22 protein-coding genes are annotated in these 25,706 nt (G+C 44.5%); 20 read left to right on the forward strand and 2 right to left on the reverse strand.

Features of this window, described 5'->3' with window-relative positions:
* Positions 1-3 precede the first annotated feature (3 nt).
* Positions 4-324 (reverse strand): DUF3467 domain-containing protein, encoded by a 321-nt coding sequence (locus C7Y71_RS09375; protein ID WP_193215900.1) that lies wholly within the window; start codon positions 322-324, stop codon positions 4-6.
* A gap of 217 nt (positions 325-541) precedes the next feature.
* Here C7Y71_RS09375 and C7Y71_RS09380 point away from each other — a divergent pair, with 217 nt between their 5' ends.
* The 6 genes from C7Y71_RS09380 (at position 542) to C7Y71_RS09405 (ending at position 8,248) form a co-directional block, all read left to right on the forward strand.
* On the forward strand, positions 542-1,891 hold the full coding sequence (locus tag C7Y71_RS09380) for an OmpA family protein (protein ID WP_111898095.1): 1,350 nt from the start codon (positions 542-544) through the stop codon (positions 1,889-1,891).
* Positions 1,892-2,135: 244 nt separating this feature from the next.
* Positions 2,136-3,452, forward strand: coding sequence for an OmpA family protein (locus tag C7Y71_RS09385; RefSeq protein ID WP_111898094.1), 1,317 nt, complete (start codon positions 2,136-2,138; stop codon positions 3,450-3,452).
* Positions 3,453-3,629: 177 nt separating this feature from the next.
* Positions 3,630-4,190, forward strand: coding sequence for a hypothetical protein (locus C7Y71_RS09390; protein WP_111898093.1), 561 nt, complete (start codon positions 3,630-3,632; stop codon positions 4,188-4,190).
* Positions 4,191-4,366: 176 nt separating this feature from the next.
* Positions 4,367-5,083, forward strand: a complete 717-nt coding sequence (locus tag C7Y71_RS09395) for a phosphatase (RefSeq protein WP_111898233.1) — start codon at positions 4,367-4,369, stop codon at positions 5,081-5,083.
* Between the two features lie 26 nt (positions 5,084-5,109).
* Entirely contained in the window at positions 5,110-7,203 is a 2,094-nt protein-coding gene (locus tag C7Y71_RS09400; RefSeq protein WP_193215901.1) for an ATP-dependent helicase, read from the forward strand.
* A 145-nt stretch (positions 7,204-7,348) separates the two neighbouring features.
* Entirely contained in the window at positions 7,349-8,248 is a 900-nt protein-coding gene (locus C7Y71_RS09405) for a diaminopimelate dehydrogenase (protein WP_111898091.1), read from the forward strand.
* A gap of 78 nt (positions 8,249-8,326) precedes the next feature.
* Here C7Y71_RS09405 and C7Y71_RS09410 read toward each other — a convergent pair whose 3' ends face one another.
* A complete protein-coding gene (locus C7Y71_RS09410; protein ID WP_111898090.1) occupies positions 8,327-9,781 on the reverse strand; it encodes a carbon starvation CstA family protein in 1,455 nt (484 codons plus the stop codon).
* A gap of 221 nt (positions 9,782-10,002) precedes the next feature.
* Here C7Y71_RS09410 and C7Y71_RS09415 point away from each other — a divergent pair, with 221 nt between their 5' ends.
* From C7Y71_RS09415 to rplV, 14 genes are all read left to right on the forward strand, one after another.
* The gene (locus C7Y71_RS09415) at positions 10,003-12,264 is read left to right on the forward strand and encodes an alpha-N-acetylglucosaminidase (RefSeq protein WP_111898089.1); all 2,262 of its coding nucleotides are present in this window, start codon (positions 10,003-10,005) and stop codon (positions 12,262-12,264) included.
* A 379-nt stretch (positions 12,265-12,643) separates the two neighbouring features.
* A complete protein-coding gene (locus C7Y71_RS09420; RefSeq protein WP_146739387.1) occupies positions 12,644-13,636 on the forward strand; it encodes a hypothetical protein in 993 nt (330 codons plus the stop codon).
* A 147-nt stretch (positions 13,637-13,783) separates the two neighbouring features.
* Positions 13,784-17,266, forward strand: a complete 3,483-nt coding sequence (locus C7Y71_RS12055) for an Ig-like domain-containing protein (RefSeq protein ID WP_226943438.1) — start codon at positions 13,784-13,786, stop codon at positions 17,264-17,266.
* Positions 17,267-17,610: 344 nt separating this feature from the next.
* Complete coding sequence (locus tag C7Y71_RS12250) at positions 17,611-18,468, forward strand: IS256 family transposase, variant Zn-binding type (RefSeq protein ID WP_449619032.1); 858 nt, start codon at positions 17,611-17,613, stop codon at positions 18,466-18,468.
* Between the two features lie 521 nt (positions 18,469-18,989).
* Entirely contained in the window at positions 18,990-19,373 is a 384-nt protein-coding gene (gene rpsL, locus C7Y71_RS09445) for a 30S ribosomal protein S12 (protein ID WP_111897452.1), read from the forward strand.
* A gap of 128 nt (positions 19,374-19,501) precedes the next feature.
* Positions 19,502-19,978, forward strand: a complete 477-nt coding sequence (rpsG, locus tag C7Y71_RS09450; RefSeq protein WP_111897453.1) for a 30S ribosomal protein S7 — start codon at positions 19,502-19,504, stop codon at positions 19,976-19,978.
* Positions 19,979-20,003: 25 nt separating this feature from the next.
* Positions 20,004-22,124, forward strand: a complete 2,121-nt coding sequence (gene fusA / locus C7Y71_RS09455) for an elongation factor G (protein ID WP_111897454.1) — start codon at positions 20,004-20,006, stop codon at positions 22,122-22,124.
* 95 nt (positions 22,125-22,219) lie between these two features.
* Positions 22,220-22,525: a 30S ribosomal protein S10 gene (gene rpsJ, locus C7Y71_RS09460; RefSeq protein WP_111897455.1), complete on the forward strand. Its 306-nt coding sequence runs from the start codon at positions 22,220-22,222 to the stop codon at positions 22,523-22,525.
* Between the two features lie 49 nt (positions 22,526-22,574).
* Positions 22,575-23,192, forward strand: a complete 618-nt coding sequence (gene rplC / locus C7Y71_RS09465) for a 50S ribosomal protein L3 (RefSeq protein WP_111897456.1) — start codon at positions 22,575-22,577, stop codon at positions 23,190-23,192.
* A complete protein-coding gene (gene rplD, locus C7Y71_RS09470) occupies positions 23,192-23,821 on the forward strand; it encodes a 50S ribosomal protein L4 (RefSeq protein WP_111897457.1) in 630 nt (209 codons plus the stop codon). The genes rplC and rplD overlap by 1 nt, the downstream gene beginning before the upstream one ends.
* Before the next feature lie 14 nt (positions 23,822-23,835).
* Entirely contained in the window at positions 23,836-24,129 is a 294-nt protein-coding gene (gene rplW / locus C7Y71_RS09475) for a 50S ribosomal protein L23 (protein ID WP_111897458.1), read from the forward strand.
* A 7-nt stretch (positions 24,130-24,136) separates the two neighbouring features.
* On the forward strand, positions 24,137-24,964 hold the full coding sequence (rplB, locus tag C7Y71_RS09480) for a 50S ribosomal protein L2 (RefSeq protein WP_111897459.1): 828 nt from the start codon (positions 24,137-24,139) through the stop codon (positions 24,962-24,964).
* 20 nt (positions 24,965-24,984) lie between these two features.
* Complete coding sequence (gene rpsS, locus C7Y71_RS09485) at positions 24,985-25,251, forward strand: 30S ribosomal protein S19 (RefSeq protein ID WP_111897460.1); 267 nt, start codon at positions 24,985-24,987, stop codon at positions 25,249-25,251.
* Positions 25,252-25,296: 45 nt separating this feature from the next.
* On the forward strand, positions 25,297-25,698 hold the full coding sequence (rplV, locus tag C7Y71_RS09490) for a 50S ribosomal protein L22 (protein WP_111897461.1): 402 nt from the start codon (positions 25,297-25,299) through the stop codon (positions 25,696-25,698).
* The last annotated feature ends 8 nt before the right edge of the window (positions 25,699-25,706 follow it).

The raw sequence follows: 25,706 nt of genomic DNA on the forward strand, positions 1-25,706 counted from the left end.
AAATTATGCCTTGCCTTCCGGCATTCCAAATGGTGTGGCAGTGCGGCCATTTTGACCAGGAGGCTCGTTCAGGCGGATGCCGCCGAAAACTCTCTCGTATTTGTCGATGTTTTCTCTCAGCGCATTCATCAGGCGCTTGGCATGTTCAGGAGCCATGATGATGCGGGATTTTACGTTGGCCTGCGGCAAGTTAGGCAACATTCGGATGAAATCCATGACAAATTCCGCACTTGAGTGGGTAATTACAGCCAGATTGGCATATTCGCCCTGTGCTACTTCCGGCGACAACTCTATCTTCAGTTGTCCTTCTTTTTGTTTCTCCATATCGAATTTTATTTGTGAATTAATGTGTTATTTTACTCTGCAAAACCCGTGCCAACCCAAAATTCGCTAAATTTACATGGCGAAAAGCAGTTTTTTGGCTGATTTATGTCATTTTTGTGAAAAAATATTGCACAAAAGATTTGCCATATACAATAAAGTTGTATTTTTGCACCGATAAAAAAGGAAACAAAACATTTTTTTATTCAATTTAAATAATATGAGAAAATTATTTACTGTTCTCGCAGTAGCTCTTGCTATGACTGCTACTGCACAGAAGAATGCCTTCGACAGCAATGGCTTCTTCGACAATTGGTCTGTTGGTATCAATGCTGGTGCACAGTCTGATATCCATGGTCTTCGTTCAGATCTCGGCTATAGAGGCCAGGTTAATCCTGATGTTCAAAGCTTCGAAAGCAACCCTGGTAGCTTCTGGCAAAGAGTTCGCCCAACTATGGGTCTTGAAGTAACAAAGGCATGGAGCCCTATCTATGCTACTGGTATTATGGCTAACACAGCTATCAACTCAAACCCAAGCCACACTGTATTTGATGAGTGGAACGTAGTTTTGACCAACAAGATTAACTTTTCCAACCTCTTCTGTGGCTACAATGGTAAACCTCGTTTCTTTGAAGTAGAAGGTGTTGCAGCTATCGGTCTTGGTTCTCACATTCTCAACGATTATTCAGACTATGAGATTGATAACGGACTTGTTCCTGTTCTTAACCAATCCCCAGTTGCAGGTACTGCACAATTGGCTCAGTATGGCGACAACGACCACTACTTTATGTCTCGTCTTGGTTTGAATTTCAACTTCAACCTTGGTAACTCAAAGGCTTGGACAATTTCTCTGAAGCCTGCCATCGTTTACAACCTTGACAAGGAGACTTATCATGGCAAGAAGAACGGCGGTGGTATCTCTTACAAGTATGAAGGTGCCGGTTTCGACATCAACTATGCTAAGGCTGAACTCATGGCTGGTGTAACCTACCACTTCAAGAACCGCAATGGTGAGCACTACTTCACCAACGTTAAGGCCGGTTACAGTCAGGCTGAAATCGATGCTATGAACGCACGCATCAACGCTCTCAAGGCTCAGCTCGACGCTAAGGACGCTGACATCGCTCGTCTGAACCGCGAAATCGCTGACCTCCAGAAGAAGCTCAACGACTGCCTCAACCGCAAGCCTGAAACTAAGATCGTAGAAAAGATCGTAGAAAAGCAAGGTCCGGACCGCAGCCGCCTGACAACTCTCGTACACTTCCCAATCAACAAGACTGTCATCCAGCCTTCTCAGGTGCCCAACGTAGAACGCGTTGCTGCTTACCTCAAGAACCACAAGGATGCTACAGTAGTAGTAGAAGGTTGGGCTTCAATCGATGGTCCTGCTGACAATAACAAGCGTCTCTCTGAAGGTCGTGCTAAGGCCGTTAAGGATATGCTCATCAGCAAGTATGGCATCGCTGCCAACAGAATCGATGCTCGCAGCATTGGTAACGGTATCCTTACCGAGTACTCAGAACCCGAATGGAACCGCGTAAGTGAATGTACAATCGTAGTTAAGGACTAATCAGATAATAGTTCATACATAAAAAAATCCGGACAGCGTAAGTTGTCCGGATTTTTGTTTTTTTTGGGATTTAAACCACATAATTGGTGGATTTTTGGGTTGAAAGGCGTAAAAAATGTCAGAAAGTCAACATTTTTTAATTTTTTTTTGCGAAAAATGATTGTATTTGTCAATTATTGCTAAATTTGCAGACGAAATATAAGAAACTAACATTTACAAATAGTTCAATAACCATTATTTAATTATGAGAAAATTATTCACAGTTCTCGCAGTTGCAGCAATCGCACTTTCTGCTTCTGCACAAAGGGGTTCATTTGAAGGTAACAAGTTTACTGACAATTGGTCCGTAGGTATCATTGGTGGTGCTCAAAGCGACATTCACGGTTTACGTAGTTCTTTGGGACACAATACAGTTGATTTAAGAGATCCGGTAAGCCATCCCGGTAGTTTCTGGCAAAGAACACGTCCTGTTGTAGGTCTTGAATTGTCAAAGCAGTGGACTCCTATTTTGGCTACCAGCATTATGGGAACAGCTACAGTTAACACTACTCCCAGCCACACCGTATTTGATGAATGGGGTGTAATGGTTGCCGGTAAAATTAATCTTGTAAACCTCTTCTTAGGTTATACAGGTGCTCCTCGTTTCTTTGATGTAGAAGGTGTTGCAGGTATCGGTCTCAGTAGCATGCGTCTGAATGACGAACTCGTTCGTTATACTGATGCAAACGGCAGAGTCTATGGTAGAAAGATTACTAAGAGTGAGAACGTTTTCGAACCTGTTACTCGTCTTGGTTTGAACTTTAATTTCAACCTTGGTGAATCTAAGGCTTGGACAATTTCTTTGAGACCTGCTATCGTTTATAACCTTGGCAAGGAAACTTATTATGGATTTGGCAATGGTGTAGGTCGTGCAGGCGACTACAACTCTGCAAGTTTCGACATCAACTATGCAAAGGCTGAACTCATGGCAGGTGTAACCTACCACTTCAAGAACAGCAACGGTCTTCACTACATGAGCAATGTTCAGGTAAGAGACTGCCAGGCAGAAATCGACGCTCTCAACGCACGTATCAACGCTCTTCGCGCTCAGCTTGAGGCTAAGGATGCTGACATCGCTCGCCTCAACCGCGAAATTGCTGACCTCCAGAAGAAGCTCAACGACTGCCTCAACCGCAAGCCCGAAACAAAGATCGTAGAAAAGATCGTAGAAAAGAAGGGTGTTGACCGTAGCCGTCTGACAACTCTCGTTCACTTCCCCATCAACCAGACTACTATTCAGGCTTCTCAGGTGCCCAACGTAGAACGCGTTGCTGCTTACCTTAAGAAGAACCCCGAATCAAGTGTTGTAGTTGAAGGTTGGGCTTCTATCGACGGACCTGCTGCTAACAACAAGCGTCTCTCTGAAGGTCGTGCTAAGGCTGTTAAGGATATGCTCATCAACAAGTATGGCATTGCTGCCAACAGAATCGATGCTCGCAGCGTAGGTAACGGTATCCTTACTGAATACTCAGTTCCCGAATGGAACCGCGTAAGCGAATGCACAATCGTTGTTAAGGACTAATCTTTTAACAACAAGTTACATAGCCGGACAGCGCAAGTTGTCCGGTTTTTTTGTTGCTTTGCAAATGCTAAAAAATATTAAATTTTTGCTTTGATTGTTGTATAATTCAAATTTTGTGTAAGTTTGCAGCGTTTTGAAAATCTTTAATTCACATAATTCACTAACAAAACAAACATTATGAAGAAATTAACTTTTGCATTGGCAGTCCTTTTCGTAGGTGCCATCAGTTTTACAAGTTGTGGTAACAAGGCCGAAGCTCCCGCAGCAGGCGAGGGTGCTGACAGTGGTGAAGTAGTAATCGATCCTGCAGCAGCCGTTGACTCAGCCGCTGCATCTGCAACAGAAGGTGCTGCAGGTGTTGTAGGTGATGCTGTTGAGTCAGCAAGCAACGCAGCCAGTGATGCAGCAGCAACAGCAGCCGACAAAGGTGTTGAAGCTGCAAAGAGCGGTGTTGACGCAGTTGGCAAGGCAGCAGAAGGCGCTGTTGACAAAGTAGCTGAAAAAGTAGGCGTAGGCAAAGAACAAGTTGAAGCTGCCAAGGCAGCTGTAAAGGAAGGCGTTACCAAAGGCAAGGAAGCCGTACAAAATGCTGCAAGCGATGTAAAGGAATCTGCAAAGAATGCCGCAAAGGAAGCAACAACTGACGCAGCAAACAAAGTGGCTGATAAGGCAAATGCTGCTATAGAAGCAGGCAAGGCAAAAGCTGCAGAAGGTCTGAACAAAGCATTGGGTAAATAATTCTTTTATAACATTCTAAATAGTCCGCTCGTTCATGTGTTCGAGCGGGCTGTTTTTTGCTAATTATTTTGGAGCAATAAAACGATGATTTAGGCAAAAGGTGTTAACTTTGCCTATAAGAAAAGTTTTTTGTGTCCAATAAGTATCTTGGTGCTTTAATGGCAAAATATGACAATGTGAAATTTGAGTTGGATGTCCATACGCACACCATAGCGAGTGGACACGCTTATTCCACCATCAACGAAATGGTGGCGGCTGCCGAGGAAAAAGGCTTGCGGCTGCTTGGCATCACAGAACATGCTCCTGCCATGCCAGGGTCGTGCCATGAGATGTATTTCCACAATCTCTATGTTGTGCCAAGACTGCAAGGGGGTGTGGAAGTGCTTTTGGGTGCGGAAGTCAATCTGCTTGATACGGAGGGGCGTCTTGACTTGAGACCAAGCACAATCAGCCGTCTTGATCTTTGTATAGTTGGCATTCACGTTCCGACTTTTGTCTCTGGAACAAAAACGGAGAATACAGACGCCTTGGTAAAAGTGATGTCTCGTCCAGACGTACATATTATTTCTCATCCCGGCGACGGTACAGCCGAACTGGATTTTGAACCTATTGTCCGGGCTGCTGCGGAGCACCATACACTGCTTGAAATCAACAACAGTTCTGCACGTCCCGAAAGAAACAAACCACAAGCGATAAGCAATATGCTCGAACTCCTGCGTCTGCATAAGGAATATGATTTGCCTGTCATACTTGGCAGTGATGCGCATGTTCATTTTGATGTGGCGAGGTTTAATGAGGTTATACCATTGCTCGAAGAAGCAGATTTTCCACCCGAACTCGTCATTAACACCAGTGTTGAAGCCTTCAAGTCATATCTCAATCTCAAATCATAGAAAAGCGCGTTATGGAATTGTCTTCGTTGAATAAACAGCAGCTTGAGGCGGTGTGTGCCACTGAGGGGCGCATTCGTGTGGTGGCAGGTGCGGGCTCGGGTAAGACCCGTGCGCTGGCATACCGCTATGCTTATCTGGTCAATGAACTCGGCATATCTCCGGCAAATATCCTTTGTCTGACGTTCACTAACAAGGCTGCACAGGAGATGCGGCAGCGCATAGCCAAACTTGTGCCCGAAGGCAACTTCAACGACTTTATCTGTACGATACATGCCTTCTGTGTGAAAGTGCTCAGAAAGGAAATCTACCGCGTGGGCTATCCTAAGTCGTTCGTCGTTCTGGATGAAGAAGATGCCAAGGCACTGGCTAAGGAAGTGCTGGAAGACGTCAACGAAGACCGCACAGAAACCACTGTGCAGAATTTCCTCAACGAAATAGCGCAGAGAAAGGCTGACCAGACGTATGTGGGACAATATATGCTACCTGACTCTCCGTTGGTGAGCAGTGTCTCTGATAACTTTGTGCGTTATCTTGAAAAACAGAAGCGAGGTTTTGCGCTCGATTTCAACGATATTATCGCTTTCGCCATCTACATTCTCGACCGCTTCGCGTCGGCTCGTGAATATTGGCAAAAGGAACTCAACTACATCATGGTTGACGAGGCTCAGGACTGCAGTGGTTCCGATTGGTACATCGCCGACTTGCTGAGCAAGCGGCACAACAACCTCTTCATTGTGGGCGACCCCGACCAAGCCATCTATGAATGGCGTGGCGCCAAGCCCGATTTGTTTGTCTCTTTCAAGTCGGACCGCGACATCATTCTCAACCAGAATTACCGCTCTACTCCTGAAATTCTCGATGCGGCGAACAGCATCATAGCCAACAATAAGAACAGGATACCCAAGGACCTCTTCACGCGCAGGCCTCTAAGCACTAAGGTGGTTCATTTCCATGCGAAAAATGAGAAAGAAGAGGCGGAGTATGTGGCACGCAAGATAGTGGAGATGGCAGGGCAGGGCAGTTCGCTCTCTGATTTCGCCATTCTCTTCAGGGCAGCCTATCTGAGCAGGGGCTTGGAGCAGGAATTGATGAAATGCAAGCTCGACTATACCATGTGGGGTGGGGTGCGCTTTTTCGACAGGAAGGAGATAAAGGATGTCCTATCTTATCTCCAACTCATAGAGTTTGGCAATGACCTTGCTTTCGAGCGGGTGGTGAATGTGCCTTCAAGGAAACTGGGCAAGGCATTCCTTTCCGAACTGAGGAAGCGTGCTTCGGTGGATGGCAGCAGCCTGTATGATACGCTCAAACGACATATCAACGACAAACCGCTTAACCGACCCGGCGCACATGAATTCGTGGCGTTGATAGAGAATTGCAGGTCGTACAAGATGGCTGTCGGGATAACCGGTCTTATGACATATCTTCTCGATGAGAGCGGACTGATGCGGCTCGTGCGCGAGGACGAAGATGAGGACAGGCTCGAGAACGTGGAAGAGCTGCTGCAAAGCATAATGGCATACGAGGAAGAGAACAAGGAGGACGATGTTACGCTGCAGAACTACTTGCAGGATGTGGCGCTATACACGAATCTTGACCGCAAGTCCGTCGGTCCGCGAATAAGGCTGATGACCATTCATCAGTCGAAAGGTCTTGAATTTCCTCATGTCTTCATAACAGGATTGAACGAGGGAATCTTTCCCAGTGCCAGAACTGTTCGTGAGCGTCGCGTTTCTGGTCTTGAGGAAGAGCGCCGTCTTATGTATGTGGCTGCAACGCGCGCAGAAAAGACACTCATTCTGACCGAGAGCGAAGGTTTCAATATGGCAACGAAGACCAATAAATATCCCTCGCGATTTATCGCCGAGATTAAGAAGGGGTGTCTCGTTACGGAGGGTACGATGGACGAAACACTTTGGGAAGGCACTCGCGAACTCATGCGCTCGCTGATGCCGGAAGAGTGGACAGAGCAAGCATTGAAAAAGGGCGATAAAGTGGTGCACAAAGTGTTTGGGGGAGGCACTGTTGCAGCCGTAAACTTGCAGCAGGACGCATACGAGGTGCATTTTGAAAACGGAGATATCAGAAACATTCGCGGCAAATTCCTTTCTCTCTGCTGATTTTGACATTTTTGTTTTACAAAAGACAGCTTTTTGCGCAAAATATTTGATATTTTCAATATAAATAGATGGAATCCTTTCAAATGTAACTGATTTTGGTTATTTTTGTGGCAGATAATTATATAAATCAAATATATTACAGAAAATGAAAAAGATCAGAGCCGCCGTTGTAGGTTACGGCAACATCGGACATTACGCACTTCAGGCACTGGAAGCAGCCCCCGATTTCGAGGTGGCAGGCATCGTTCGCAGGAAAGGTGCAGAGAGCAAACCCGCCGAACTGGCAGATTATCCCGTCGTGAAGGATATTAAAGAGCTCAAGGACGTTGACGTTGCTATCCTTGCCACGCCGACACGCAAGGTAGAGGAATACGCCAAGGAAATACTTGCACTCGGTATCAACACCGTTGACAGTTTCGACATTCACACACAGATTGTTGACCTGCGTCGTTCGCTCGGAGAAGTAGCAAAGAAGCATGGCACAGTGAGCATCATTTCAGCCGGTTGGGATCCGGGTAGCGACAGCGTGGTACGCACCATGCTTCAGGCTATTGCTCCTAAAGGCATTTCCTACACCAATTTCGGTCCCGGCATGTCGATGGGACACACTGTGGCAGTGAAGGCTGTGCCGGGTGTCAAGGCTGCACTCAGTATGACTATTCCCACTGGCGAGGGCATTCATCGCCGCATGGTATATATTGAAGTGGAGGAAGGGCATAAGTTTGAAGACGTGGCTGCTGCTATCAAGGCTGATGCCTATTTCGTGAATGATGAAACCCATGTTATCGAAGTACCTTGTGTGGATGATGTTATCGATATGGGTCACGGTGTGAACCTTACGCGTAAGGGTGTATCCGGAAAGACACAGAACCAACTCTTCGAGTTCAATATGAAGATTAACAACCCGGCGCTCACGGGTCAGGTTCTTGTGTGCGTGGCACGTGCATCAATGCTCCAGCAACCCGGGTGCTACACCATGCCTGAAGTTCCTGTGCTTGATCTTTTGCCAGGTGACCGCGAAGAGAATATCCGCCACCTTGTATAAAGGTGAACCTGCATTTGTACTATAAAGAAGCCCCGCAATCCCGCGGGACTTCTTTGATTTTAAGAGGCTTGATTTGGCTTATGAGCCTATATCAGAGCGGTGCTTTCTAAGCCAGATGATAAACCATGTTGTACTGAAAACTGCAGCGCATAGTGCTACGACATATCCTATGTTCTCGTCAAATCCGAACCCATTCTTCGCTACTATGAGGTAGGAGGAGCACACGGCAGTCATGAATATAGCGGGGATAAGTGTGATGATGTAAGGCTTTCGCTTATGTGCCAGATAAACCGTTACCGTCCAAAGTGTGAAGATGGAAAGCGTTTGATTAGACCAGCCGAAATATCCCCATATCACGTTGAATCCATCCGGGTCGGCAATATTGTACCAAAGCAATACGGCAGTAAAGGCGAAAAGCGGTATGCAGATGTAGAAACGTTTGCGCACTGTTTTCTGCTCCAGTTTCAGGAAATCGGCTATGATGAGTCGTGCACTGCGGAGTGCAGTGTCGCCACTGGTGATGGGTGCAGCGACAACGCCGAGGATAGCCAGAATACCGCCGAACGTGCCCAGCCAGCCTGTGGATACTTTCTGTACCACTTGCGGTGCACTTGCTGCAATATCGCTGCCTACTTCGTTGTAACCGCCGTCATACAGGAAATAAGAGGAAATGGTCGCCCAGATGAGAGCAACGATGCCTTCCGTAATCATGGCACCATAGAAGATGGGGCGTCCTTGCCGTTCATGCTTGAGACAACGCGCCATGAGAGGGCTTTGTGTGGCATGGAAACCACTGATGGCACCGCAGGCTATGGTGATGAAGAGGCAAGGGAAGAGTGGTCCTGTCTTATCGTCAGCAAAACTCAGCCCTTCCCATATCTCGGGAAGCGATGGCCACTTGATGAACAATACGACGGACAACGCAAGCGCCATGAAAAGCAGCGAGAAGGCAAACACGGGATAGATGCGTCCGATAATCTTGTCGATAGGCAGCATCGTTGCAATAAGGTAATAGACAAAAATGATACCCACCCATATCATTGTCGCAGTGAAAGTATGTTCTGAAGCGGAGTTGGTTATGCTGCCGAGAATAACAGCCGGACTGTAAATAAACACTGCAGCAACCATTATGAGAAGAAGCACGCTGAATATCAGCATGACCGTCTTTGTGCTCTTGCCAAGATACTTTCCGACCAGTTCGGGAAGTCCCGCACCGCCATTTCGCATTGACAACATACCAGACAGATAGTCGTGGGTGGCACCTGCGAAGATGCATCCGAAGACAATCCAGAAATAAGCCGCCGGACCGAACTTCATACCCATGATGGCGCCGAAGATGGGACCGGTGCCGGCGATGTTGAGAAACTGAATCATGAATATTTTCCAACTCGGCAACACGATGAAATCTACACCGTCAGCCTTCGCCACTGCAGGTGTCTGTCTGTTGTCCGGTCCGAATATGCGTTCAACTATTCTTCCATAAATAAAGTAGCCCAAAACAAGTGCTACAAGGCTTATAATAAAGGATATCATAATAAATCTGTCTTTTCTTCTGAATTATCTTTTCTCGAAAGCCGAAAAAAATCCTTCGGAAAACACTGCAAAGGTATAACTTATTTGGCAAATAACAGGAAATGAAAGAAGTGTTGTTTTTTTGCTTTTGTATATTGTTCTTTTTGACGAATATAAATTAACTTTGTAAAATCATTCTAACCTAATTTATAGGACACACCTCATAACATGATTATCAGGAAATGAAAAGATTTGTTTTTATGCTTGCTCTTACCCTCTCATGCTCAATGAGTTCTGCCCGCAGTCCAAAACCTGTGAGAGATATGCTTTCGCGTATTCTCCCCAACAATGGCGACGCAGCCAAGTTTAAGTGTAGGGTCGTGGCGGGCGCGGCGGATTATTTCACCCTGTCGTGCGACGGCACATCGGTGAAAGTGGAAGGCAACAACAATGTAAGCATATCTACCGGTATCAACTGGTATCTCAATCATTACGCCGGAATAAACATCTCGTGGAACAATTTTACAGCGACCTTGCCAAAGAAATTGCCCGTGTGCCCCGAAGAGACCCATGCGGCAAAGGCAGACTATCGCTATTATCTGAACTTCTGTACGCACAGTTACTCCATGGCATTCTGGGATTGGGAGCGTTGGGAGAAGGAAATCGATTGGATGGCACTGCATGGCATTAACCTGCCACTGCAGATTGTGGGCTTCGAGACGGTGTGGAAAGAAGTGCTGATGACGGACTATGGCTATTCTCTCGAGGATGTGAACAAATTCGTTACGGGAGCAGCCTATTATGGTTGGTTCTTTATGAACAATATGACGGAGTGGGGTGGGCCGCAGCCGCAAGAGTGGTATGACAGCCGGAAGGAAGTGGCAAAGAAGATATTCCGTCGGTTCAACGATTTCGGCATGACACCTGTCATACCCGGTTATGTTGGCATGATACCTAAAGACTTTCTCAGCGAGGCTACGAAGGGCGTGCAGGCGTGGACAGCACCGGACTGTATTGTGAATGGCGGTTCGTGGAACTCCTTTACACGTCCATACTTCGTGAACGATACCACCTGCCTGAAAGAATTTGCAGCCAACTACTATAAAGCCATCAAAACCGTGTTCGGTGATGTGCTCCAAACCAATTATTATGCCATCGACCCTTTCCACGAGGGTGGGGTACCTAATGGTGTAACCAGTGCAGTGAACAGCATCAGGGCTATGTATCATGCGCTGACTGAATACGACGGCAACGCCTTCTGGGTAGCGCAACACTGGCAGAACAATCCCACGACGAACCTGACGCACAGTATCCCCAAGGACCGCCTCATTATTCTCGACCTTCATGCTGATTCGCGCGCACACACAGACAACGACGGCGCGCATACCACTGCTTCGGGCGAGAACCACCAATGGATATGGTGCATGCTGAATAATTATGGTGGCAATGTGGGTCTGTTCGGGCGAATGCAGACGATGATAAATGCCTATTATCAGGCACAGAAGAATGCCACAAACACAAATCTTAAAGGTATAGGAACGATACCGGAAGGCATAGAAAACAACAGCATCCTCTTCGACCTCGTGTATGAGATGCCTTGGACAAATGCAGACTATACGCTCGACACGTGGATACGCGCCTACGTGGCGATGCGATATGGTGTTACGGAGCAATCTGATACCTATAGCTATCGTACACTTGTCAGCGCATGGAAACGCCTTGCTGTGAGTATCTACAACTGCAACAGTTCTAACCAACAGGGAACTACGGAGTCCGTGTTTATGCAGCGGCCATCGGATAAGCCAAGCGTAGTCAGCACATGGGCTTTCTCTTCGTGGTATTGGGATTTTGACCAGGTCCGGACGGCAGCATACGAGTTCCTGAAGGTGAAAGATGTTATGGCTGGTAACAATAACTATCAGTATGACCTTGTTGACCTTATGCGGCAGGTGCTTGCAGACCACGGCAAGGAAGTGCTCGAAAGTATTGGTAAGGCAGACGGATCGGAGAAAGTAGCATTGCAGAATAAGTTCCTGGACATGATACTGACTCAAGACACCTTGCTTGGTACGCGAGAGGAATTCCGGCTCGGCAACTGGATCAGCCGCGCACGAAGCCTTGCAGGAACAAACACAGCGTTTGCCGACTTGTTGGAAAAGAATGCGCGTATGCTCCTGACCACATGGGGCGACCAACCGCAGTGTATAAACGGCCAACTTCATGACTATGCCAACCGCGAGTGGAACGGGCTGCTCTCGTCCTATTATTACGAACGCTGGAACTGCTATTTCAAGACCGGCAGTTACGAAAAGCCCTTCTATGACCACGAATGGCCCTTCGTCGTGGCAAGTACATCAACACCCAACTGCCAATACCTTCCGCCAAATGCCCCATACGCATACGGCACATTCAGCCCCACAACCATGGACGACCCTGTGGAGACGGCATCAAAGGTGTTCAATAAATATCTCCCCAATTTTATACCTGAGAACCTTTCAAACTAATCTGTAAGGTTGTTAGAATTGTTGCATATAAATGTACAAATAATTATTGGTGTCCGGTAAAATAATTTGAGAGTTTCAAAGTGCGGAAAAATATTATTATATTTTTTTCTTTGTGTTGTGAAAAAAATCTTATATTTGTGGCATGAAAGTGAGAAATATGAAAAATATGGTTCAAAAAGTAGGGCAGAAATTTGGCTGTTCCGCAATTTTGTGTACTCTCTCTCTCTCTCTCTCTCTCTCTCTCTCTTAATACTTAATATATTTACTTACATAAACTGTAACTCTCTCTACGCAGTACGTGCGCTGTGTGGAGAGTGTGTTGTTGTCTATTGATGTAACTTAATCTTACTCAAAGTGAACAATATAAAGAAATACAATTATGAAACAGGGAATTATCAACTTATCCATAAACCAATTAAGTAAATCGTCTTTGACAAAGGCACAATTGGCCGTGGTGAGTAGTGTAGTGAAAGCCTATATAACAAGGAGTAAACAGTCGAAAGCCGTTCCCATTTCATCTTTTATTGTGTCGAAATGGACAGAGTATCAAATAACCAAAGACCCACAATTGTTGCGCTTTTTGCTTGCTTTCTGCATAAGAATTCATCATGGACAAAGGATGCCTTGGCTCAATACTTACCAGGCTGTGCTTGCAATCGAAAAGAGTGGAATCCTTAGCTCAAATTATTCTTCTTTTGAAGATCTTTACGATGCCGTGAAGTGTGCATTCAAGGGTATTCCGTTTGCACAAGGAAACCTTACTGTTTATGATACAGCACGTAACCTTGCTTTGTTCTTTGGCAACCAAGTATCTCCAAAGGATTATGTTTATCTCGCCGCAGGTGCCAAAGAGGGCGCAGAAGCTTTGCTCGGACCGAAGATTAAAGATTTCCGCATAAAAGTTGAAGATTTTGAAAGCGTTGGGTTATATCCTGCACTCAATGCAGAAGAAATTGAAGATCTTTTATGCGTCTATAAGTCTGTCTTCGTAAAGATGCGTCAGACAAATGTCACGAATAAAGATATTGACGATATAGATTGTTGCTGTGGAATACCACAATCTTTAAAAGATAATGAAGACGAATACATAGCTACATATCTCAAGAAGATGCATGCGGAAGCATTTAATCAGCTGACAGTGAGCGTAAAACAAACTAATGAAACAGATGTGACTTTCTGCATACAGGTGGATGACGTGGTTTTGCGTGATTATTTGCTCTTTACTATACTAAAAGGAAAGAAAATCACGGTTACGCCAAAAAACGAAATAATTTTAAGTAATGAAAAATTAGCTTTATTGATATCGGTGTTGATTACATATAAGCAAAAGGAGGAAATCAAGAAAAAAAGCAGGGAAAAAGGTGGAAAATAGTAAATATAATAAAGATAATATCTAAGATTATAGCATTAATAAAAGATTCTTGTCAAATATGGGAAATCATAAAAATAATTATAAATTAATTATAGTTCCTTTTATAAACGCTTATAAACGATTCTATTAAATAAAACGGTTTTTATTATGAAACGATTTTTTCTTTCAATTTTGTTCCCTCTTTTAACTCTTTCGTCTTGGGGACAAGAAGAAGCGATGGGCTATAGAGAAATAAATGGGGTGAGATACTCTTTCTATAGAGAAAGAGTCGGCTCGTACTATGGTTACATCGCCAAGGTGAGTAGTGCTAGCACAGATATAAAAGGCAGTATTACCATTCTCCGTACAGTTTATCGATTAGAAGATGGATTATTTTACCCCGTTACAAGCATTGAAGATCTTGCATTCGATGGTTGTTCAGGTCTAACGAGTATCACTATCCCCTCGTCCGTTACAAGCATTGGAGATGATGCATTTTATGGTTGTTCAGGCCTAACGAGCATCACTATCCCTTCGTCTGTTACAATTTTAGGTACGTTAGGTGAATGCTCAAATCTTAAAAATATTTATGTGAATTGGACTTCCTTTAAAGGCGTTTCTTTTGCGAATCAGTACTTTTCCTATAACGAAGCAACAGTATATTGTCCCGAAAAGTACTTAACTTTGTATCAATCAACAGTTCCATGGAAAAATTTTAAAAATATAAAACCAATCGCAACAAGCATTTCCCTAAGTCAATCGTTGTTATCTTTAGAAAAAGGTCAGTCAGCAACCTTGTCTGCCATAGTTTTGCCAACAACTGCCTCAAATAATCCGATATCTTGGACAAGCAATAATCCAAGAGTAGCCACCATATCCAATGGTATTGTTACAGCTGTATCTGAAGGTACTGCAACCATAACAGCAACAACAGCAGATGGTCCAAATATGACTGCAACTTGCTACGTAACGGTAACTAATAATTCATCAAATGATCAGACAATTGGTAAAATCACTCATATAGGTTCTCCAATAACAAGTGTCAGTGAAATAAATGCTAACTCATATTATCTTTTAACAAGTGTTGGTCGTCATCGTTTTGATGGACAATATCTATATGAAAGAAATGGTAGAGATTTAGGCTTTGAAGAAGTAACTGCTGGTCATGATATAACTGCTGCATTTAGGTTCGAGCCTGTCGGTAATAATCAATTTCGCATAAAAACAACTTCTGGTAATTATATTCCAGTAGCCCAAACAGCCGGTTGGTTCACAGTAAGTGCAGATAATCCTGGTACTTTCCTTATAGAACCAATTGAGGGTGTAGATGATCAGTTTACTTTAAGTTGTGTAGGAACAGCATACTATCTTGATGCCAATGTATCGACTGCCTCAATGTGGAATACAAAAAGTTCTGCAAATGGCAATGGTGCATATCGTATCCTACCTGTTACTCTTTCAGATAATAATTTCGTTAAAAACGTGAGCCTATCTCCTACTACACTCACATTGACTGCTGCAGGACAGATGGCAGCGCTTACAGCGATAATCTCACCTGCCAGCGCCTTGAACAAGAATCTAATATGGACAAGCAGTAATCCAAGTGTAGCCACCGTATCCAATGGCATTGTTACAGCCGTGGCTAATGGTATAGCAACAATTACAGCAACAGCAGCCGATGGTTCAAATATGACAGCAACTTGCAACGTAAAGGTAACTATAAATTCATCAGATGATCAGATAACTGGTACAATTACTTATATAGGTTCTTCAATAACAAGTGTCAGTGAAATAAATGCTAACTCATATTATCTTTTAACAAGTGTTGGCTGTCATCGTTCTGATGGACAATATTTATATGAAAGAAATGGTAGAGAGTTATGTTTTGAAAAAGTAGATGTAGGTCATGATCAAACTGCAGTTTTCAAGTTTGAGCCTGTAGGTAATGATCAATTTCGCATAAAAACTGCTTCTGGTAATTATATTCCAATTGCCCATCCAATTGCCCAAGGTATTCCAATTGCCCAAACAACCGATTGGTTTACAGTAAGTACAGATAATCCTGCGACTTTCCTCATAGAACCAATTGAAGGTGTAGGTAATCAGTTTACTTTAACTACTTTAGGTCGTGATGGAATAGAATACTATCTTGATGCCACTAAATCGAATGCTTCAATGTGGGATTTTAAAAGTTCTGCAAATGGCAGTGGTGCATATCGTATCGTACCTGTAACTGTAACTCTTTCAGATGATAATTTCGTTAAAAACGTGAGCCTATATCCTACTACACTCACATTGACTTCTGCAGGACAGTTGGCAACGCTTATAGCGATATTCTCACCTGCCAACGCTACGAACAAGAATGTGACTTGGACAAGCAGCAATCCCAGTGTGGCTACCGTAAGTAATGGCGTGGTTACAGCCGTAGCAAATGGTACAACTACTATTACAGTTAGGACCGCTGATGGTTCAAATAAGACTGCGACTTGTGCCGTAACCGTGAATATAAGTTCTGGAGATAATCCAACAAAAAAAGTAATTGGAACGATTGGAGAGCCTATCACAAGCGTGAGTGATTTGGTTAATGGTGGCACATATCTGATGACAAGTGTGGGCCGTCACGCTAATGATGGTATATATTTATATGAAAACGATAACCACTACCTCTTATTTGAGAGTGTTGCTGAAGGGCATGATGCAAATGCAGCTCTGATAGTAGAGATAGTAGATGGCTCTCATATATACATCAAAACACAGTCTGGTTACTATATTCCTCCTTATGCTGATCCACGCGGTAGATTCAAATTGAGCGAAACAGAGAAAGAACCTTTGCTCATAGAGGCCATTGATGGTGTAGAGGGACAGTTTACCTTGGCTTATACGACCTACGCAGGAGGATCGACTGCTTACCCCAATGCTTCCACCATCTATTTAGATGCGGATGCTGCCAACCTTTCCAATTGGGGCAGCAGAAGTGGTGCAAACGGCAATGGCGCGTTCCGCTTCGTGCCTGTAACGTTAGTTGGTCCAGATGATCAGACAACTGGTACAATTACTTATATAGGTTCTCCAATAACAAGTGTCAGTGAAATAAATGCTAACTCATATTATCTTTTAACAAGTGTTGGTCGTCATGGTTCTGATGGACAATATCTATATGAAAGAAACGGTAGAGATTTATGCTTTGAAGAAGTAGCTGTAGGTCATGATCAAAATGCAGCTTTCAGGTTCGAGCCTGTCGTTAATAATCATTTTCGCATAAAAACAACTTCTGGTAATTATATTCCAATTGCTGAGACATTCGGCCCGTTCTCATTAAGTGCAGATAATCCTGCGACTTTCCTCATAGAACCAATTGAGGGTGTAGATGATCAGTTTACTTTAAGTTGTGTTGGAACAGCATATTATCTTGATGCCAATGTATCGACTGCCTCAATGTGGAATTATAAATCTACAGCAAACCACAATGGTGCATATCGTATCGTTTATTGTGAAATTGAGAGAACGACAGCAATAGATAATATTATTGACAATCCTGAACGCAATACAGACCAATCTGTTTACACCCTTCAGGGCCAACGCGTTACAAATACGCGCAATTTGCGTCCGGGAGTTTACATTATTGGTGGCAAGAAAGTTTTGATAAAATGATTTGGTTAAAGGTGTCGTTCTCGACCTAATTATCCTTTTATTGGAATGTTCCTCCCATGCTGTTCTCAATAGCGTGGGAGGAGTTTTTTTGTTTGGTGGTTAACTAAACCAGCAAATAAAAGGCTTATGGGTCATTTTGCAGGCTGAAAGTTGATCAACGACGCTCTATGGGTCATTTTGCAGGCTGAAAGTTGCGTAAAAGTCCGATGATAACTATATTTGTGTTCATTTGAAATGCTTCAAACCGACTGAAATATGAACAAAAAAATGCCCGTCTTGTCATTCGCCTATATTAAAGAAGAACGGGCTGCGCCAAGGCGTACAATTGTACAAATGCATGGCATGTGGTAGGCAGTTCAGAGGAGGTCATAAAGTCTGTTCTAGTGATGTTTGGCACTTATACTTACATAACAAGCAGACAGTGGCCGAAAATTTCAAATTTGTTTCACAAAAGTGCTTCAACAATAAAGCGCAGGCTACGTGAAGTCAAGATAGATTGGATTCAGCCATCATTGCAAGGTGAAGGTGTGGTACATATAGATGCAACTTACTTTGGTCGCAACACAGGTGTACTACTGGCATTGGAAGCAGGCAGCGGCAGGCTCCTTTACATGCGTCATATCTCTCATGAACACATAGCAGACTACGAAGAAGCCGTGGCCTATATCCAATCGCAAGGCTATAGGATAAAAGGCATAGTGATAGATGGTCTGCAAAAGTTGTTCAGTGTATTGAGTGATTACCCTCTTCAGATGTGCCAGTTCCACCTCGTAGCCATAATCAGACGCAAACTGACTAAAAAACCACATTTGCCCGCCTCTCGTGAGTTATTGGACTTAGCTTATAGGTTAAAGGATATGGATAAAGACACTTTCCAATCTGAATTTGAGCAATGGAAAGCAAAATGGAAAGATTTCTTAGCCGAGAAAACTACGAATCAAGTTACAGGAAAGATCGTATTCACACACCGAAGGCTACGTTCAGCTATGGTGACTATAAGCTTCTACATAAAATGGTTGTTTACCTATGAGGAAGTTGATGGTATGCCCAATACCAATAACTTAATAGAGGGAACATTTACCGACCTAAAGAAGAAACTGCGCAATCATCCTGGTATGTCGGAAGAAAATCGCAAACGTTTCATGAATGGGTTTTTCTTGGCATACGCGAAATTGCATAATGAAAATGGAGGCGGTATCTAACCACCTCCATACAGATGCATTATGCATATTCGGCGATACTATTCCTGGCGGAGTTGCTCCCCAGCAGAGCTCCGTTACGCTTCGTGTCGCAAGGCAAAGATAAATAACTATTTTATCTGGTCAAAACGATGCTAAATTTTCAGCCTGCAAAATGACCCATAGCGCGATTTACTCCGAACCAAATCGGCTTGAAAACTTTTGAAACGATTTAACTAAATGTAAATCATCATGTTACAAAGATTTTAGCCTGCATTTTGACCTATACGCCAAAATGTTTGATAAAGTATAGGTTTCATAGGCTGATTGTTTCCCGATTTGCAAGGCATGTCATACTCCTTATTTATATACGCGCGCGCGAGTGCCTAAAACATCGGTTAAAAAATATTTTAGAAAAACACGCAAAAATTTATTTGTCATTCCGATTGTTTGTTGTAACTTTGCAGCCCGAATGGGCATATTGTGCCCTGACGTTAAAGTTGAAATATAATATATAATATATAAATAATTAAAAATCAAACAAAATGCCTACAATTCAACAATTGGTACGTAAAGGCAGGGTCGTAACAAAGGAGAAGTCGAAATCTCCTGCTCTCGACTCTTGTCCACAGCGTCGCGGGGTTTGCGTGCGTGTTTATACCACGACACCGAAGAAGCCTAATTCAGCGATGCGTAAGGTGGCACGTGTTCGCCTTACAAACTCAAAGGAGGTCAACTCCTACATTCCCGGTGAAGGACACAACCTGCAGGAGCACAGCATCGTGCTGGTGCGTGGTGGTCGTGTGAAAGACCTTCCCGGTGTTCGTTATCACATCGTTCGCGGTGCACTCGATACCGCTGGTGTTGCCAGCCGTACACAGCGTCGCAGCAAATACGGTGCAAAGCGTCCTAAGGCCGCAAAGAAGTAAAAAGAACCGGCGCGTTGATGCGTCGAAATTGAATTAACAAAACATTTGGTTCGCAAAGGGTTGAGTAAATATTCCGACGGGAATGTTGAAGACACGCTAAGCAGCCTAATCAAAAACCAATTCTAACAATGCGTAAAGCAAAACCAAAGAAGCGTGTGGTCCTCCCGGACCCCGTTTACGGAGACCAGAAGGTTTCCAAGTTCGTAAATCACCTTATGCTCTCGGGCAAGAAGAACATTTCGTACGCTATCTTCTACAAGGCACTCGAGATTGTCGGTGAAAAGATGAAAGACAACGAGAAGTCTCCCCTCGAAATCTGGAAGACGGCTCTCGACAAAGTAACTCCTCAGGTAGAAGTGAAGTCCCGCCGTATCGGTGGTGCTACATTCCAGGTGCCTACGGAACTTCGTCCCGAAAGAAAGGAAAGTGTTTCGATGAAGAACCTGATTATCTTTGCCCGCAAGCGCGGTGGTAAGACTATGGCCGACAAACTTGCAGCAGAAATCATGGATGCCTTCAACGAGCAGGGTGGTGCTTACAAGCGTAAGGAAGACATGCACCGCATGGCCGAAGCTAACCGTGCTTTTGCACATTTCAGATTTTAATTAACGAGACTAACGGAAAAGAAAAATGGCAAAAATAGATTTGCATTTGACGCGTAATATCGGTATCATGGCTCACATTGATGCTGGTAAAACAACGACATCAGAGCGCATCTTGTTCTACACAGGTAAAACCCACAAAATTGGTGAAGTACATGAAGGTGCTGCAACAATGGACTGGATGGCTCAAGAACAAGAACGCGGCATCACAATTACATCTGCTGCTACAACATGTTCATGGACATGGAGGGATAAGACATACAAGCTTAACCTTATTGACACTCCGGGACACGTTGACTTTACAGCAGAAGTAGAGCGCTCACTTCGTGTGCTCGATGGTGCTGTAGCAACTTACTGCGCTGTGGGTGGCGTGCAGCCTCAGTCTGAAACTGTTTGGCGTCAGGCAGACAAATATAATGTGCCACGTTTGGCATACGTCAACAAGATGGACCGTTCTGGTGCTGACTATTATGAAGTAGTGCGCCAGATGAAAGCCGTTCTTGGTGCTAATCCTTGTGTGGTAGCAATACCAATCGGAGCAGAGGAAAACTTCAAGGGTATCGTTGACCTCATTCAGATGAAAGCCATACTATGGCACGACGAGACAATGGGTGCAGACTATGATGTTGAAGAAATTCCTGCAGAACTCGTTGACGAAGCAAAGGAATGGCGCGACAAGATGCTTGAAACTGCTGCTGAGTGTGACGAAGCTCTCATGGAGAAATTCTTCGATGACCCAGATAGCATCACAACCGATGAAATCATCGCAGCTATCCGTAAGGGTACCTTAGCAATGCAAGTAACTCCTATGACTTGCGGTTCTTCATTCAAGAATAAGGGTGTTCAAACATTGCTCGACTATGTCTGCATGTTCTTGCCCAGCCCTCTTGACACACCAAACGTAGTTGGTACAAACCCATCAACAGGTGAAGAGGAAGATCGTAAGCCAGATGTAAACGAAAAAACTGCTGCTTTGGCATTTAAGATTGCTACAGACCCATACGTAGGTCGTCTTACCTTCTTCCGTGTTTATTCAGGTAAGGTAGAAGCAGGTAGTTATGTTTACAACGTACGTTCTGGAAAGAAAGAACGCATTAGCCGTCTCTTCCAGATGCACTCAAACCACCAAAACCCAGTTGAAGTTATCGAAGCTGGTGATATAGGTGCCGGTGTAGGTTTCAAGGATATCCGTACTGGTGATACACTTTCAGACGAAAGCGCACCAATCGTATTGGAATCTATGGACTTCCCAGATCCAGTAATCGGTATCGCAGTAGAGCCTAAAACTCAGAAAGACCTTGACAAACTTTCTACAGGTCTTGCAAAACTTGCAGAAGAAGACCCAACCTTCACTGTTCATACTGACGAGCAGAGCGGTCAGACCATTATCAGCGGTATGGGTGAACTTCACCTCGATATCATTATCGACCGTCTGAAGAGGGAATTCAAGGTTGAATGTAATCAAGGCAAGCCACAGGTAAACTATAAGGAGGCTATTACCGAAACGGTTAATCTCCGCGAAGTTTACAAGAAGCAGACCGGTGGTCGCGGTAAGTTTGCAGACATTATTGTAAACGTAGGTCCGGTTGACGAAGACTTCAAAGAAGGTGGTCTTCAGTTTATCAACAAAGTTACCGGCGGTAACATCCCCAAAGAATTTATTCCAAGTGTACAGAAAGGTTTCGAGAATGCAATGAAGAATGGTGTTCTCGGCGGTTATCCTGTTGACAGCCTCAAGGTAGAGTTGCTCGATGGTTCTTTCCACCCTGTTGACTCTGACCAGTTGTCGTTCGAGGTAGCAGCCATGAGTGCCTACCGCAATGCTTGCTCCAAGGCAACCCCCGTATTGCTGGAGCCTATCATGAAACTTGAAGTTGACACTCCGGAAGAAAGCATGGGTGACGTTATCGGCGACCTCAACAAGCGCCGTGGCCAGGTAGAGGGTATGGAAAGCACTCGTAGCGGTAGCCGTCTGGTGAAGGCTATGGTGCCATTGGCAGAGATGTTCGGCTATGTAACAGCTCTGCGTACGATCACCTCAGGTCGTGCAACAAGTTCAATGACCTACGATCATCATGCACCTCTCTCTGCTAATATCGCAAGAGAAGTCTTGACAGAAGTAAAAGGTCGGGTAGACTTGATTAAATAATCAAAACAAGTTTCCAGGAGGCGGACAAACAAATGACTCTTTGTCCGCCATCCTCCGAAACAAAACATCATTTTTTTAATAACAACAAAACAAACATGAGTCAGAAAATCAGAATCAAACTGAAGAGTTACGATTACACACTCGTTGAAAAGTCAGCAGAGAAAATCGTAAAGAACGTAAAGGCTACCGGTGCTGTAGTAAGCGGTCCGATACCCCTTCCCACACGTAAGCGTATTATAACCGTAAACCGCTCCACTTTCGTAAACAAGAAGAGCCGTGAGCAGTTCCAGATTTCTACTTACAAGCGCCTTATTGACATCTATAGTTCAACTGCCAAGACAGTTGACGCGCTGATGAAACTTGAGCTTCCTTGTGGTGTTGATGTGGAAATTAAGGTGTAGTACACTGATAATGAATCAATTATAAACAACAAATCAATAAATTACTGAAATGCCAGGATTATTAGGAAAGAAAATCGGAATGATTTCCGTATTCAGTGCCGACGGCAAGAATGTGCCGTGCACTGTTATCGAAGCAGGTCCTTGCGTGGTAACTCAGGTTAAAAGTGTCGAGAAAGACGGTTATGCAGCCGTGCAACTCGGTTTCCAAGAGGCTAAGGAAAAGAATACTACCGCGCCTCTGATGGGACACTTTAAGAAAGCCGGAGTAACCCCGAAGCGCCACTTGGCCGAGTTCAAAGATTTTGACAAGGAATTGAACCTTGGTGATGTCGTAACCGTAGAACTCTTTGAAGATGCTCATTACGTTGACATCACTGGTACGTCGAAAGGTAAAGGTTTCCAGGGCGTGGTTAAGCGCCATGGTTTCGGTGGTGTAGGCGACTCTACCCACGGCCAGGACGACCGTCAGCGTGCACCCGGTGCAATTGGAGCATGTTCATACCCTGCAAAGGTGTTCAAGGGTATGCGTATGGCCGGCCAGATGGGCGGTGAACGCGTGACTACCCAGAACTTGAGAGTGTTAAAGGTAATCCCTGAAAAGAATTTGCTCCTTATCAAAGGTAGCGTAGCGGGTTGCAAAGGTTCAATCGTAATTATTCAGAAGTAATGGAACTGAGTGTATTAAATATTCAAGGACAGGATACCGGCCGCAAAGTGACGCTTAATGACAGCGTTTTCGGTATCGAACCCAGCGACCACGCCATCTATCTCGACGTAAAGCAGTATCTTGCAGCACAGCGTCAGGGTACAGCCAAATCTAAAGAGAGAAGTGAAGTCAGCGGATCTACCCGCAAACTCGGTCGCCAGAAAGGTGGTGGCGGTGCACGTCATGGAGATATCAACTCACCCGTACTTCGTGGTGGTGGTAGAGTTTTTGGTCCCAAACCACGCAACTATTCCTTCAAACTGAACCGTAAGATGAAGGCTCTCGCCCGTCGCAGTGCTCTCACTTACAAGGCTCAGGAAGGCAACATTATTGTGGTTGAAGACTTCACATTTGAAGCACCAAAGACGAAGGATTTCTTAACAATTGTTAAAAATCTTAACGTAGAAGGCAAGAAACTGCTTGTGGTTTTGCCAGGTAATGATAAAAACGTATATTTGTCGGCTCGAAATCTGCAGGGTGCCAAGTTGGCCATTGCATCTGACATCAACACATACGGTGTGCTTGATGCCAATGTTATGGTGTTAACTGAAAAGGCACTTGAGAGCATCGAGACTGTCTTAACCAAGTAATAAACAGCCGAAAAATGGGATATATCGTAAAGCCTCTGATTACAGAGAAAATGAATAACATCACGGAGAAGCAGGAGAATGTGTTCGGCTTCATCGTGCGTCCTGAGGCAAACAAGCTTCAGATTAAGGCAGAAGTAGAGGAAAAGTACGGCGTTAATGTAGTTTCAGTGAACACATGCATATACGCTGGAAAGAACAAAAGCCGCTATACGCGTTCAGGCCTTGTGAAAGGTCGCACCAATGCGTTCAAGAAGGCTATCGTAACCCTTAAAGAGGGAGAAACTATCGATTTTTACAGCAATTTTTAAATAACAAATGGCAGTACGTAAATTGAAGCCCACTACCCCTGGGCAAAGACACAAAGTTATTGGTACGTTCGAAGAAATTACTGCACGCGTACCAGAAAAATCTCTCGTAAGAGGAAAGAAACGTACCGGCGGTCGTAACAACAGCGGCCAGATGACCATGCGCTACATTGGTGGTGGTCACAAGAAAAAGTATCGTTTCATCGACTTCAAGCGTGAGAAGGACAACATCCCTGCAACAGTGAAGACCATCGAGTACGACCCTAACCGTTCTGCTCGCATCGCCTTGCTGTTCTATGCAGACGGTGAAAAGCGTTATATAATTGCTCCTAATGGATTGAAGGTTGGCGACAAGTTGATGTCCGGAGCAGAAGCAGCACCCGAGGTGGGCAACTGCTTGCCCCTTAAGAACATCCCTGTTGGTACAGTTATCCACAATATCGAGTTAAGGCCCGGTCAAGGTGCGTTGCTTGTACGTTCAGCAGGAAACTTCGCGCAACTTACATCTCGTGAAGGTGATTATTGTGTTATTAAACTCCCTTCAGGAGAAACACGTAAGATTCTTAGTGCTTGTAAGGCCACTATCGGAAGTGTAGGCAACAGCGAGCATTCACTCGAACGCTCCGGTAAAGCCGGACGTAGCCGTTGGCTCGGTCGCAGACCTCACAACCGTGGTGTTGTTATGAACCCCGTTGATCACCCGATGGGTGGTGGTGAAGGCCGTCAGTCCGGTGGTCATCCCCGTTCACGTACAGGTTTGTATGCTAAGGGTAAGAAGACACGTGCACCTAAGAAGGCATCGAACAAGTACATCATTGAAAGAGCAAAAAGAAAGTAACAAGCACTAAACAGTAAATTATGAGTCGTTCATTAAAAAAAGGTCCGTATATCGCTGTTTCTTTAGAGAAGAAGATTCTTGCCATGAATGAAAGTGGTAAGAAAAACGTGGTGAAGACTTGGGCTCGCGCTTGCATGATTTCTCCTGATTTCGTGGGCCACACTATAGCAGTGCATAACGGCAACAAATTTATTCCTGTTTACGTTACAGAAAACATGGTAGGACACAAACTTGGCGAATTTGCTCCAACACGCAAGTTCGGCGGCCATGCAGGTAATAAGAAATAAACAGGCAGTAAACCATTTTCAATCCAGAAAAAATAGAAAAAAATAATGGGTAAAAGAAAAAGAATCGCTGCAGAAGCACGCAAGGCTGCAAAGAAGGATCAATTCTTTGCTAAATTGCAGAATGTTCCCTCATCTCCCCGCAAGATGCGCTACGTTGTAGATATGGTACGCGGCATGGAGGTGAACAAGGCACTCGGCACGCTCCAATTCTCCAAGAAGGCTGCTTCAGCCGATGTAGAGAAAGTGCTGCGCTCTGCCATTGCCAACTGGGAGCAGAAAAATGACCGTAAGGCAGAAGATGGCGAATTGTTCATCACAGAAATCTACGTCAATGAAGGCTACACGCTCAAGCGTATGCGTCCGGCACCTCAGGGACGTGGATACAGAATTCGTAAACGCTCTAACCATGTGACAGTACATGTGGGCACAATAACCGATAATGAATAATTAAAGAA

The sequence above is a fragment of the Pseudoprevotella muciniphila genome, assembly GCF_003265305.2.
Classification (GTDB): Bacteria; Bacteroidota; Bacteroidia; order Bacteroidales; family Bacteroidaceae; genus Alloprevotella; species Alloprevotella muciniphila.